This is a genomic window from Nocardia sp. AB354 (assembly GCF_049538315.1).
Taxonomy (GTDB): domain Bacteria; phylum Actinomycetota; class Actinomycetes; order Mycobacteriales; family Mycobacteriaceae; genus Nocardia; species Nocardia nova.
Genome location: NZ_JBMVFU010000004.1, coordinates 273,546 through 286,561 on the forward strand (window position 1 = coordinate 273,546; position 13,016 = coordinate 286,561).

At 66.0% G+C, this 13,016-nt stretch carries 12 protein-coding genes and 1 riboswitch; of the genes, 9 read left to right on the forward strand and 3 right to left on the reverse strand.

Annotation, left to right across the window (positions count from 1 at the left end):
* Positions 1–42: 42 nt before the first annotated feature.
* Together ACPCUW_RS08100 and ACPCUW_RS08105 are read right to left on the reverse strand one after the other, a co-directional pair.
* The gene (locus ACPCUW_RS08100; protein WP_063920660.1) at positions 43–720 is read right to left on the reverse strand and encodes a C40 family peptidase; all 678 of its coding nucleotides are present in this window, start codon (positions 718–720) and stop codon (positions 43–45) included.
* A gap of 18 nt (positions 721–738) precedes the next feature.
* Positions 739–902, reverse strand: a riboswitch (cyclic di-AMP (ydaO/yuaA leader).
* A gap of 262 nt (positions 903–1,164) precedes the next feature.
* Complete coding sequence (locus ACPCUW_RS08105) at positions 1,165–1,449, reverse strand: hypothetical protein (protein ID WP_063014352.1); 285 nt, start codon at positions 1,447–1,449, stop codon at positions 1,165–1,167.
* A 164-nt stretch (positions 1,450–1,613) separates the two neighbouring features.
* Between ACPCUW_RS08105 and ACPCUW_RS08110 the strand changes: the two genes are divergently transcribed.
* Entirely contained in the window at positions 1,614–2,798 is a 1,185-nt protein-coding gene (locus tag ACPCUW_RS08110) for an ATP-binding protein (protein ID WP_030514121.1), read from the forward strand.
* A gap of 95 nt (positions 2,799–2,893) precedes the next feature.
* Entirely contained in the window at positions 2,894–4,849 is a 1,956-nt protein-coding gene (locus tag ACPCUW_RS08115) for an acyl-CoA dehydrogenase family protein (RefSeq protein WP_305780991.1), read from the forward strand.
* A 71-nt stretch (positions 4,850–4,920) separates the two neighbouring features.
* On the opposite strand, the gene ACPCUW_RS08120 is transcribed toward ACPCUW_RS08115, so the two are convergent.
* Entirely contained in the window at positions 4,921–6,051 is a 1,131-nt protein-coding gene (locus ACPCUW_RS08120; protein ID WP_423424162.1) for an epoxide hydrolase family protein, read from the reverse strand.
* Positions 6,052–6,300: 249 nt separating this feature from the next.
* Between ACPCUW_RS08120 and ACPCUW_RS08125 the strand changes: the two genes are divergently transcribed.
* The 7 genes from ACPCUW_RS08125 to ACPCUW_RS08155 all read left to right on the forward strand — a co-directional run bounded on the left by ACPCUW_RS08125 (position 6,301) and on the right by ACPCUW_RS08155 (position 12,886).
* A complete protein-coding gene (locus ACPCUW_RS08125; protein WP_305780989.1) occupies positions 6,301–7,317 on the forward strand; it encodes an alpha/beta fold hydrolase in 1,017 nt (338 codons plus the stop codon).
* 169 nt (positions 7,318–7,486) lie between these two features.
* Positions 7,487–7,777, forward strand: a complete 291-nt coding sequence (locus ACPCUW_RS08130) for a hypothetical protein (RefSeq protein WP_030514117.1) — start codon at positions 7,487–7,489, stop codon at positions 7,775–7,777.
* A gap of 306 nt (positions 7,778–8,083) precedes the next feature.
* Entirely contained in the window at positions 8,084–8,914 is an 831-nt protein-coding gene (locus ACPCUW_RS08135) for a hypothetical protein (RefSeq protein WP_423424164.1), read from the forward strand.
* A 60-nt stretch (positions 8,915–8,974) separates the two neighbouring features.
* Positions 8,975–10,915 (forward strand): fumarate reductase/succinate dehydrogenase flavoprotein subunit, encoded by a 1,941-nt coding sequence (locus ACPCUW_RS08140; RefSeq protein ID WP_305780987.1) that lies wholly within the window; start codon positions 8,975–8,977, stop codon positions 10,913–10,915.
* Between the two features lie 2 nt (positions 10,916–10,917).
* A complete protein-coding gene (locus tag ACPCUW_RS08145; protein WP_305780986.1) occupies positions 10,918–11,664 on the forward strand; it encodes a succinate dehydrogenase/fumarate reductase iron-sulfur subunit in 747 nt (248 codons plus the stop codon).
* Positions 11,665–12,431: 767 nt separating this feature from the next.
* Positions 12,432–12,635: a hypothetical protein gene (locus ACPCUW_RS08150; protein WP_063014360.1), complete on the forward strand. Its 204-nt coding sequence runs from the start codon at positions 12,432–12,434 to the stop codon at positions 12,633–12,635.
* A complete protein-coding gene (locus ACPCUW_RS08155) occupies positions 12,632–12,886 on the forward strand; it encodes a hypothetical protein (protein ID WP_063014362.1) in 255 nt (84 codons plus the stop codon). Before ACPCUW_RS08150 ends, ACPCUW_RS08155 begins: the two co-directional genes overlap by 4 nt.
* The last annotated feature ends 130 nt before the right edge of the window (positions 12,887–13,016 follow it).

Consider the following 13,016-nt stretch of genomic DNA (forward strand, 5'->3'; position numbering starts at 1 on the left):
CCCGGCGGGTCACCGCCGGGCCGTGCTGTCGAGCGAAAACGACTAGGCGACGCGGCGTGCGGTGACGATCGAGTCGGGATCCAGATGCGCGTAGCTGACGGTCTCACCCGACTGCGGCGCCTGGAGAATCTTGCCATCCCCGGCGTACATGGACACGTGGCCGCCACCGTTCTGGATGACCAGGTCGCCCGGCTTCAGGTCCTGGAAGGCGACCGGCTTGCCGACATGCGACTGTTCGAAGCTGGTCCGCGGCAGTTGAATTCCGGCCTGCTTGTACGCCCACTGCACCAGACCGGAGCAGTCGAAGTTCGAAGGACCGGAGGCGCCCCACACGTAGTCGGCGCCGATCTTGCTGCGCGCAGCGTCGAGAGCGACGTCGCCGACGCCGTGCTGCTGCTGCGGCTGGCCGAACATGCTACCCATCGGGTTCTGCGCGGCGTTGGGGATGCTGGGCGCGATCGCCTGCGAGCTCAGCGCCTGCTGAACTCCCTTGATCTGATCCGCGTGATCGGCGAGCACCTGGTTCGCCTGGCTGACCTGCTGGTCGAAATCCGAACCCAGCGGAACGTCGAAGTTGCCGACGCCGGGAACGTTGATCGTGGCCGCCATGGCCGGAATCGCCGGAATCGCACCGGTTGTTGCCGCTACTGCGCCGCAGACCAGCGCACCCTTGACGGAATTCGGCAGCCGAGATTCCCGTTGCAGACTGTGTTTACCCACCGAGCTGAGTCTCCTGTTTCTTCCTTGCCCACGCGCCGACCGGGTTAGCTGACGGGTTCGGACCGGGAAGATCGGTCCTACCCCATCGACCTTGCGACCGAAGAGGATTCACCCCAGTAACCTGGGTCCCCGGTTCAGCGATCGAGCTGCCCACTCGACTGCTGATTAGGCGGTGACTCAGCGGGCCGCCCCTCTAATGAAGCGACATACTCCGCGAAGTCACGAAGAGATTACGACGGCTCGGTGTTGTTGTCCACCCCACACGACGGCGTGTCTGCCCGCGTGTCGCCAAAACGCCAGGACCACCCCCGATTACAGCCCGTCGAATCCATCTGCTATGGAGATCACGGCACGGTATCCACGGCTCTGCCCTCGTTATCGAAACGAGTCGCCGGGGCGTTACATCCGTGGCATTTCGTCGGCGGCATTACATCGGCGGCCGATTCACGCCTCACCGTGCGGACGGACCGCGCGCTCGAGTTCCGCGATGCGTCCTCGCGCGTCCGCCAGTTCTGTTTCCAGCCGGCCCAGGGCGATCACGAGCGGACCGACCGCCAGATCCGCCACCAGTTGCGGATCGTCGTACCCCTGCGCGATCGCGTGCAGGATGTTGTCGCGAATCTGCCGGGCGACGCTCGCTCCGGCGGGCACGTCCCAGGACCCGACGACCTCGGCCACCGTGGGGTTCGGCCGATCGCCGGACTGCTGATCTTCCGAATCGGTGGACATGACCCCTCCTGCGGACATTTCGGACCTCGATCAGCCACCAGCGTAGAGAGCCCCTCGCGCCCGGTCATCCCCGCACAGCGGCCGCCATTCGCTCGGATAGCGCAATCTAGGACATCCCCTATATATCCCGAGATTTCGGTGCGAACGCGCTACGGTGTCGGGGCATGGACCCCGTGCGGAATCCGTATGCCCCGGGCGCCGGCCAGCGCCCGCCCGAACTCGCCGGGCGCGACAAACAGCTCGACGCGTTCGACATCGTGCTCGAACGCATCTCGCGCGGGCGTCCCGAACGCAGTGTGATGCTCACCGGCCTACGCGGCGTGGGAAAGACCGTGCTGCTGAACCAACTTCGGTCCACGGCCCGCTCGCGCGGCTGGGGGACCGGCAAACTGGAGGCTCGCCCGGATCAGGAATTGCGGCGCCCGCTGGCATCGGCGCTGCATATGGCGGTGCGCCAGATCGCGGTCGCCCACCGCAATCCCGAGATGGTCGACGATTTCCTGGGCATCCTCAAGGCCTTCGCCCTGCGCGCGACCGCCGACAAGGGGATGCGGGAACGCTGGCAGCCCGGTATCGACGTCCCGGCCGTCACCGGGCGCGCGGACTCCGGTGACATCGAGATCGATCTGGTGGAGTTGCTGCTGGAGGCCGCCCAGCTCGCCCGAGATATCGGCGTAGGCATCGCCGTGTTCATCGACGAGATGCAGGATCTGGGACCGGCCGATATCTCCGCGATCTGCGGCGCCTGCCACGAATTGAGCCAGGAGACAGCGCCGTTGATCGTGGTGGGCGCGGGCCTGCCACATCTGCCGGCCGTCCTCTCGGCCTCCAAGAGCTATTCCGAGCGCCTTTTCGGCTACCACCGCATCGACCGACTCGATCGCGATTCCGCGGACCGCGCGCTGATCGCCCCCGCCGAGCGCGAGGCGGTGGAGTTCACCGAGGAGGCCCTGAAAGCCTTGTACGACAAGGCAGATGGGTACCCCTATTTCGTCCAGGCCTACGGTAAGGCCACGTGGGATGTGGCCGCCCGCAGCCCGATCGGCGCCGAGGATGTGGAACTGGCGGCCCCCGCGGCCGAGGAGGAGTTGGCGGTCGGGTTCTTCGGCTCCCGCTATGAACGGGCAACTCCGGCCGAGCGCGAGTACATGCGGGCGATGGCCGATCTGGCCGGCGACGACGGGCCGGTGCCGACCGCGGCGGTCGCCCAGGAGCTGGGCCGCAAACCCGCGTCGCTGTCTCCGGCCCGGGACGGACTCATCAAGAAGGGGCTGATCTACTCCGCCGAGCGGGGCACCATCGGCTTCACGGTGCCGCATTTCGGGCGGTACCTGCGCGGCGTGCAGTAATTCTTCGACCGCCGATTTCGCCGGAGGCCTACCGGCGGGTAACCAAGCCTTCTACACTCAAATGTGATCCTGATCACGTTTCGAGGGAGGGTCCCATGGCGACAGCCGCGAAAGTTCACGCCACCGAAGAGCAGGCCCGCGCACTGGTCGAGGAGTCGCGCGAAAGTACCTGGGCCAAACCGTCGTTCGCCAAGCAGATGTTCCTCGGCCGGTTCCGGCTCGACCTGATTCATCCGTATCCACAGCCGACTCCCGACGACGCGGCGCGGACCGAGGCCTACCTGGAACGGCTGCGGGCCTTCTGCGAGACGCTGGACGGGTCGGTCATCGAGGCCGAATCGAAGATCCCCGACGACTACGTTCGCGGCCTGGCCGAACTCGGCTGCTTCGGACTCAAGATCCCGCCGGAATACGGCGGGCAGGGCCTGTCGCAGGTCGGCTACAACCGGGCGCTGATGCTGGTCGGCTCGGTACACGCGAGCCTGGGCGTGCTGCTGTCGGCGCATCAGTCGATCGGCGTGCCGGAACCGCTGAAGTTGGCCGGCACCGAGGAACAGAAGCGCGAATTCCTGCCCCGATGCGCGCGGGGCGCGGTCAGCGCCTTCCTGCTGACCGAACCGGACGTCGGATCCGATCCCGCCCGGATGGCGAGTACCGCGACCCCGACCGCCGACGGCGAGGCCTACGAACTCGACGGAGTGAAGTTGTGGACGACCAACGGTGTGGTCGCCGAACTGCTGGTGGTGATGGCGCGGGTGCCGAAGGGGCCCGGACATCGCGGCGGGATATCCGCCTTCGTGGTGGAGGCCGACACCCCCGGCATCACCGTCGAGCGCCGCAACGCCTTCATGGGTCTGCACGGGATCGAGAACGGTGTGACCCGCATGCACAAGGTCCGGGTGCCGGCGCGCAATCTGATCGGTCGCGAGGGCGACGGCCTGAAGATCGCGCTGACCACACTCAATGCCGGACGGCTGGCGATTCCCGCGCTGTGCACCGCGGCGGCGAAGTGGTCGCTCAAGATCAGCCGCGGCTGGTCGGCGGCGCGCGTGCAGTGGGGCCGCCCGGTCGGTGAGCACGCGGCGGTCGCGTCGAAGATATCCTTCGTCGCCGCAACCGCTTTCGCGCTGGAGGCGGTGCTCGAGCTGTCCGGGACGATGTGCGACGAGGCGCGCAACGACATCCGCATCGAAGCCGCACTGGCCAAACTGTGGGCCTCCGAGATGAGCTGTCGCATCGCCGACGAGCTGGTGCAGATACGCGGCGGGCGCGGCTACGAGACCGCCGCCTCCCTGCGCAGCCGGGGTGAGCGGGCGGTGCCGGCCGAACAGCTGGTGCGCGATCTGCGAATCAATCGGATCTTCGAAGGCTCCAGCGAGATCATGCGGCTGCTGATCGCCCGGGAGATGGCCGATGCGCACATGGCCGCCGCGGGCGCACTCGTGGACCGTCATGCGGCGTTGAAGGACAAGGCCACCGCAGCGGTCGGGGCGAGTGGCTTCTACGCGAAGTGGTTCCCGCAGTTGGCGGTCGGCCGTGGCACCCTCCCTGCCGGATATACCGAATTCGGCCCGCTGGCAACACATCTGCGCTTCGTCGAGCGCATGTCGCGCAAGCAGGCGCGCGAACTGATGTACGCGATGGCGCGCTGGCAGGCGAAACTCGAATACCGGCAAGGGTTCCTGGGCCGCCTCGTGGATATCGGCGCGGAGCTGTTCGCCATGTCGGCGGCCTGTGTTCGGGCGCAGGCCATGCGCGCCGAGGACAGCCGGGACGCGGCCGCGGCGACGGAACTGGCCGATACCTTCTGCCGCCAGTCCCGGTTGCGGGTCGAGGCCGCCTTCGCCGCGCTCTGGGACAACACCGATGACGCCGACACCGCGCTGACTCGGCAGGTGCTCGAGGGCCGCTATGAATGGCTGGAATCGGGCGTGCTCGACCCGAGCGAGGGCACCGGCCCGTGGATCGCGGAATGGGAATTCGGGCCGTCCACCGAGCACAATCTGCTCACCCCGTTCCTGCCGTCCACGCGCGCGGCGGCCGACGCGTAGCGATCCATCGGGAAATCTAGGGCTGTCTAGCTTTAGCGATCGAGAGCCTTAGATTTCCCGATGAAACGCGCTCAGCCGAGATTACCGAAGAAGGTGCGCAGGTCCGCCGCATATGCCCGCGGTTGATCCATCGCGATGAAATGGTGCCCGGGCGGATTACCCTCGGGCCAGTGCACGATCTTCGCGGTGCGCGCGGCGAGCCGCCGGATACCCGGCGCACCGCTGTACACCCCGGTCGGGACCTGCGCCGAACCGGTGGGCCAGGCGAAGCCGGTGCTGTCGTAATACGACCACGCGGAGGTGCCGAAACTCTGAGTGAACCAGTAGATGCTCACGGTGGTCAGCAGCGCATCGCGGTCGATCGCCGCCTCGAGCGAGCCGGCGGCGCTGAAGTCGGTGTACTTCTGCACCATCCAGGCCAGTGCGGCGGCGGGTGAATCGTTCCATCCGATCGAGAAGGTCTGCGGCGCCGCACGCAGCAGGCCGTGATGGTCCACGCCGTTGACCCAGTCCGCCGCCATCATCGCCTCGTAACCGGCCCGTTCCGCGTCGGTCAGGATCGGGAGATCGGCCTCGGTGGGAAAGCCCGGACCGGCGGTGATGTAGAGCCCGGCCACCCGGTCCGGCGCCGCCTCGGCCATCGCGGTGCCCACGTAGGTGCCGAGATCTCCGCCCTGGACGCCGTACCGCTCGTAGCCGAGCCGGCGCATCAGCTCCACCCACATCCGTCCGACGCGCTCGGTGCTCCACCCGGTTTCGGCAGGCGCCGCCGAGAATCCGTATCCCGGCACCGACGGTACGACCACATGGAAGGCCCGCGCGGGATCGCCACCGTGCGCCCGGGGATCGACGAGAAGATCGACGAGATCGGCGAATTCGGTGAAGGTGTTGGGCCAGCCGTGGTTGAAGACCAGGGGCAGCGCCTCGGGTTCGGGCGAGCGCACATGCAGGAAATGCACATCGAGACCGTCGATCTCGGTGCGGTATTGCGGGAACCGATTGAGCCGGGATTCCGCTGCCCGCCAGTCGTATTCGGTGCGCCAGTACTCGGCCAGCTCGCGGAGCCGAGCCACCGGGACACCCCGGCTGCCGTCCGCGCCGGGCAATTGCGGCGCCCACCGTGTCCGGGCGAGGCGTTCGTGCAGATCATCGACGTCGGACTGCGGAATATCGATGCGGAAGCTGCGGATCTCTGCGCTCATGAACGCCACGCTATGGGCGATATAGGCCAGATTCCGCCCTAGTACGGCGGGAAGGTCTCGATGCCTTTCTACGCCTGTCTACAGAAGTCGGTAGATACGCGAAGATTCTCCCGATCACCGCCCCGCCGGTTCGTCGGCGTCCCAGCGGCAGCAATTGTGCAACTTCTGCATAACACCAGGTTAGAGCGGTTAACGCGACGGCAATCAATGACGACATCCGGGCAGGAACGGACTCTGCAGGAGGACGTCATGTCCACGACGATCGCCACCCGCGTCACCGTCTGCGCCGACGACGGCACCCCGCTGGCCGCCTGGACCTTCGGCCCGGCCACGGCCTCGGTGACGGTGGTCTTCGTCCACGGTCACTGCCTGCGGACCGAATCCTGGTGGTTCCTGCGGGATGAACTGCTGCGGCAATGGGGCTCGGACACCCGGATGGTGTTCTACGACCACCGCGGTCACGGCGATTCCGCCGGCGCCGATCCCGCGACCTACACCATCGATCAGCTGGGCCACGATCTCGACGCGGTCCTGCGCGCGGTCGCGCCGACCGGTCCGGTGGTGCTGGTCGGCCATTCCATGGGTGCGATGGTGGTCCTGGCCTACGCTCGCCTGTTCCCGGCCACGATCGGCACCCGCGTGGTCGGCGTCGGGCTGATCGCCGGAGCGGCCGCCGGTATCACCGCGGTGGGGCTGGGCCGATTGCTCAACCGGCACACCGTGACGTCACTGCGGGTCGCGGTACAGCGGGCGCCGCGGGCGCTACAGGTCTCGAAGCGATTGGGGCGCCGCGTTTTCGAGCCGATGGTGCGCGAAGCGAGTTTCGGCTCGCGGCGGGTGAATCCACGCATGGCCGCTCTCGCCACCGCGATGCTCAACGACACCCCACTGCCCACCATGGCCTACTTCCTCGATTCGCTCATCCGCTTCGACGAGACGCCGACGCTGCGACTGCTGTCCGATCTTCCGGCCCTGGTCCTCGGTGGATCGGCCGACATCATGATTCCGTTCGCGCATTCGGTGGTACTCGCCGCGCAACTCGGCCGTTCGGAACTGGTGCGGCTCGACGGCGCCGGGCACAGCGTGATCCTGGAACGCGCGGAGGAAGTGGCCGTGGCCGTCGCGGCACTCGTGGACCGCGCGCTCGGGACGTCGGCCGGGACCTCCGAGAGCCGTCCGGCCGTCACGGCCGTACTTCCGGTTCTCGCACCTCTCGGCGAGGTGGAGCCGCCCTCGGTGACGGTGACCCTGCCGGCCGCCGGATGAGACTCGGATCCAGCGCAGGTGACGAGATCTTTTTCCATGGGCGACGAGCCAGAACGCAAATGATCACGTAATGTGTTGTAGATCACGATGTGCGGTCCGTCACAGGTTTGATCTTGCCCTCGGGCGAGATCCGAGCCGGTGATCGGCCCGGAAGCACCAGGAGGTTTCGATGACACGCAGTGAGATCGCTGAACTGCGCTTCGCAGTCGGACAGCTCCGGCAATGCGTCGGCGCGTTGCGCACCCATTACGGAGATGCCAATTCGGTCCGCCGGCTGGAGAACGATCTCGAACGACTCACCATCGATGCCGAGGAGTTCGAACACACCCCACCACCCGAGGTGGACAGCCGCCGCCAGCAGGAGGTCATCTACGTGCCGGACAGCAAGTCCGACGAGGCGGCATGGATGGGCGCGCAGGACGAAGGCCTCGGCTTCCATTCGCGGCCGCGAACCAAGTAACCGAACATTCACCAGCAGCACGGGCCGTCGCGGCGGCTGTCCATTCCGCCGTGACGGCGCTGCGGCCCGTCGGTTCCCACCCCACCGTATTCGCGAAGAAGGTCTGAAGTAGCTCGTCATTCACTCGTTGCACCGCCGCCGTCGCGCGCCCAGAAAATGTGGCGCAAATCATAGGACGGGGCGGCGATAGATCTTGCCTGGACCGGCCTCGAGTCATAGCCCGGTTGTCGTATGGTGCTCAGCATCACATTCGACGCCGGAGGTAACGATGACGTTCCACGGGGTAGACCAGCGAGGCAGCTTGCAGTGAGCGCAGCACCGACACGCGCCCCCGAGGCGGGCACGGGAGTTTTCAGCAAAGGCCGGGCGGCCATTTCCACACGCACTCTGCGTACCGACCGATGGTGGGTCCCCCCACTGCTCACGGTGCTCGGACTGGCCGCATTCATCATCTACGCAACCGTGAGAGCCTTTGTGCGATCGGCATATTGGGTCTCCGACTACCACTATCTGACGCCGTTCTACTCGCCGTGCGTGAGTACCTCGTGCGTCGAAGGTTCGAGCCACTTCGGGCACTGGGTCGGCGACCTGCCGATGTGGATTCCGCTCGGTTTCCTGGTGCTGCCGTTCCTTCTGCTGTTCCGGTTGACCTGCTACTACTACCGCAAGGCCTACTACCGCGCGGTGTGGTTCTCGCCGCCGGCCTGCGCGGTCGCCGAACCGCACGGTAAATACACCGGTGAGACGCGGCTTCCGCTGATCATCCAGAACGTGCACCGCTACTTCTTCTATGTCGCGGTCGTCGTGTCGGTGGTCAACACCTACGACGCGGTCATGGCGTTCCACGGCAAGGACGGCGGCTTCGGCTTCGGCCTGGGCAACATCGTCCTGGTGGTGAACGTCGTTCTGCTGTGGGCATATACGATCTCGTGCCACTCCTGCCGGCATATCACCGGCGGCCGTCTCAAACACTTCTCCGCCCATCCGGTGCGCTACTGGATGTGGACGCAGGTGTCGAAGTTGAACACACGGCACATGCAGCTGGCGTGGACCACGCTGGCCACCCTGGCGATCACCGACTTCTACCTCATGCTGGTCGCCAGCGGGACCATCTCCGATCTGCGTTTCGTCGGCTGATTCCGGTGACAGATAACGCCATAGAGCCCAATTCCTCAGTGTCCCAGGAGTATTCGTTTCATGCCTGAAGTCGAACGGCACAAGTACGACGTCGTCGTGATCGGTGCCGGTGGCGCCGGCCTGCGTGCGGTGATCGAGGCGCGCGAACACGGTCTGTCGGTGGCGGTGGTGTGTAAATCGTTGTTCGGCAAGGCCCATACGGTCATGGCCGAAGGCGGTTGCGCCGCCTCGATGGGCAATGCCAACGAGAAGGACAACTGGCAGACGCATTTCCGCGACACCATGCGCGGCGGAAAATTCCTCAACAACTGGCGCATGGCCGAACTACACGCTCAGGAAGCGCCCGACCGGGTGTGGGAGCTGGAGACCTACGGTGCGCTGTTCGACCGGACGCCCGACGGGCGGATCAGTCAGCGCAACTTCGGCGGGCACACCTATCCCCGCCTCGCCCACGTCGGCGACCGCACCGGCCTCGAGATCATCCGCACCATGCAGCAGAAGATCGTCTCGCTGCAGCAGGAGGACTATGCCGCGACCGGCGACTACGAGGCTCGGATCAAGGTTTTCGCCGAATGCACGATCACCGATCTGCTGAAGGACGGCGATGCCATCTCCGGTGCCTTCGGGTACTGGCGGGAGTCGGGGCGGTTCGTCCTGTTCGAGACTCCCGCGGTCGTCCTGGCCACCGGCGGGGTGGGCAAGTCCTACAAGGTCACCTCGAATTCGTGGGAGTACACCGGCGACGGCCACGCGCTCGCACTGCGCGCCGGCGCCTCGCTGATCAATATGGAATTCCTGCAGTTCCATCCGACCGGCATGGTCTGGCCGCCGAGTGTGAAGGGCATTCTGGTCACCGAGGGTGTGCGCGGTGACGGTGGCGTGCTCAAGAACACCGAGGGCAAGCGCTTCATGTTCGAGTACATCCCGGCGGTGTTCAAGGGGCAGTACGCCGAGACCGAGGACGAAGCCGATCAGTGGTTGCGCGACAACGATTCCGCGCGCCGCACCCCGGACCTGCTGCCCCGGGACGAGGTGGCTCGCGCGATCAACGAAGAGGTCAAGGCCGGGCGCGGCACCCAGCACGGCGGGGTGTACCTCGACATCGCCTCCAGACTGCCGGCCGCGGAGATCATGCGGCGGCTGCCGTCGATGCATCACCAGTTCAAGGAGCTGGCCGATGTCGACATCACGAAGGAGCCGATGGAGGTCGGGCCGACCTGCCACTACGTGATGGGCGGAATCGAGGTCGATCCCGATACCGGCGCGGCCACCGTGCCCGGATTGTTCGCAGCCGGAGAATGTTCGGGCGGTATGCACGGATCCAACCGCCTCGGCGGCAACTCGCTGTCGGACCTGCTGGTCTTCGGTCGACGCGCCGGCTTGGGCGCGGCCAGCTATGTCGAACAGCTGGCACAGCGGCCGGCGGTCGCCGACGCCGATATCGACGCGGCCGCGAAATCCGCACTGGCGCCCTTCGATCCGCCGACCACGGGGACCGGAGAAAATCCGTACACCCTGCACACCGATCTGCAGCAGACGATGAACGACCTGGTCGGCATCATCCGCAAGGAGCACGAGCTGGAACAGGCCATCGTGCGCCTGGGTGAATTGCGGGAGCGCTACGACGGCGTGACCGTCGAGGGCCACCGGCAGTTCAATCCCGGCTGGCATCTCGCACTCGATCTGCGAAACATGTTGCTGGTCAGCGAATGTGTCGCGCAGGCCGCGCTGCTGCGCACCGAGAGCCGGGGTGGTCACACCCGCGACGACCATCCGCAGATGGATCCGCAGTGGCGCAATCGGCTGCTGGTGTGCCGGACCGATCCGGACGGTGTCGGCCAGACCGTGCCGCCGGTGGTGGTCACCTCGGAGGATCAGAAGCCGATGCGACCGGACCTGCTCGCCCTGTTCGAGTTGAGCGAGCTGGAGAAGTATTACACCCCGGCGGAGACCGCCGCTCATCCCGCGGCCGCCGAATCATCCGCGAAAGGGGATGAGTAGCAATGGGTTACGATGCCCACTTCCGCGTATGGCGCGGTGACGACGACAAGGGCGAACTGCAGGACTACACCGTCGAGGTGAACGAGGGCGAGGTCGTCCTCGACATCATTCATCGGTTGCAGGCCACCCAGGCCCCGGATCTGGCGGTGCGCTGGAACTGCAAGGCCGGCAAGTGTGGTTCCTGTTCGGCGGAGGTGAACGGCCGTCCGCGTCTGATGTGTATGACCCGAATGTCGACCTTCGCCGCCGACGAGGTGGTGACGGTGACCCCGTTGCGCACCTTCCCGGTAATTCGCGATCTGGTGACCGATGTGTCGTTCAACTATCAGAAGGCCAGGGAAATACCGTCTTTCACTCCGCCGGCCGATCTGAAGCCGGGCGACTACCGCATGCAGCAGCGGGATGTGGAACGCTCGCAGGAGTTCCGCAAGTGCATCGAATGCTTCCTGTGCCAGAACGTTTGTCACGTCGTGCGCGACCACGAGGACAACAAGAACGCCTTCGCCGGACCGCGCTATCTGATGCGGGTGGCCGAGTTGGAGATGCATCCGCTGGATGTGGCGGACCGGCGCGAGATGGCGCAGGAGGAGTTCGGACTCGGCTTCTGCAACATCACCAAGTGCTGCACGGAGGTGTGCCCGGAGCACATCAAGATCACCGACAACGCCCTCATCCCGATGAAGGAAAGGGTTGTGGATCGCAAATACGATCCGATCGTCTGGCTGGGTAACAAATTGTTCCGGCGATAAATCTACGGCGGAATCGGAGAAGAATTTCTTCGCTTCCGATTCCGCCGTTTCTCACTTTGTTCGAATAACGGTAACCACGTAGCCGGTCGGTTCGCCGACCGGCTACAGCATTGTCACCACACCGATCGCGACTACCGCAACCAGCGCTCCTACCAGCAGTGACGAGAGCATGGCACCGGTCAGTACGTACACCCCGACAGCCGATACCACGAACAACATTCCGACGATAAGGTGTTCTACCCAGTCACCCGGAAGCAGTTTGCGGTACCGAGGTGAGGTATTTCTCAGCCCGCGATCCATGTAGTTCTGATTACCCGAACGGGCCCGGGGTAAACATAGATTCGTTGCGAAACGGGTGTGGTTTCGTGATCTGCCGGCAAATATTCGGGGCGCGCATACCGGGCGGCGGCGCGGCGGCATGCCCGGAGTGTTCGCAGGTGGCGACGCTCGGACGGATGCGAAAAGTCCTTTTCTCCCAAGCTGATTCGGTGCTGGCGGTTCGCTGAGAATCGGACGGGATCGGCGATTCTGCCCCGCGCAGCGACGATCTGATGGATGCTGAGAGTGTGCTCGCAGCGGGGCCCCGGAGTCGGCTCGCCGAGCACAGTCGGGTATCGCATGCAGGAACGAGGAGTCATGGCTGTTCATGTCATCGGGTCGTCGTTGATGACCAGCGAACTTTCGTCCGCTTCGACCGGCCGCGCCGCGACCGGACCACAGGATCCACCAGCTCCACCGCGCCGCCGGTTCGCGGCGGGGGTGTCCGAATGCAACTGACGAATCTGCACCTGCCGGTCGCCGGACTGCTGCGCTGCGGCGCCGATCCGGGCATCATGACCGTCGAACAAGCCCACGCCGCAATGCAACTGCACCTCGACTGCACCGTCGATACGTGCGTGGTCAGGCGGCGGGCGCGGGCGGTGCTGGTCGAACAGGGCCGCTGCGTCCTCGACGATCGGGCCATCCCGTGACCGCGTTCGCCGGGGGAGGCGCCCGGCATGCCGCCCACCGGCACGCACGGCACCGGGTCGACGGCGGCCACCGCGCGGCGGTCTATCTCCCGGACACCCGGCCGCTACCCGTGGGCGGTGGCGCCCACCGCCCACGCCATGCCCGCCGCAGCGGACCGGATCTGTACGACCGCATCGTTCTCGCGATTGCCGGTTGGCTGCTGGCGATCCGGATCGCATTCGTCGGGGAGCACGTGATCGACGAGGTCTAGTGGCGCGCGCCGGACGCTCGGGGATGACGTCCGGCGGCTGCGCGCGCGCCGGACGCCCGCCCTGAAGAGACGGGGGTTGCGGGTCGCGCCGATCCACCTATTCTTCTTCGGTAACGGGCGGGGTCCGCGT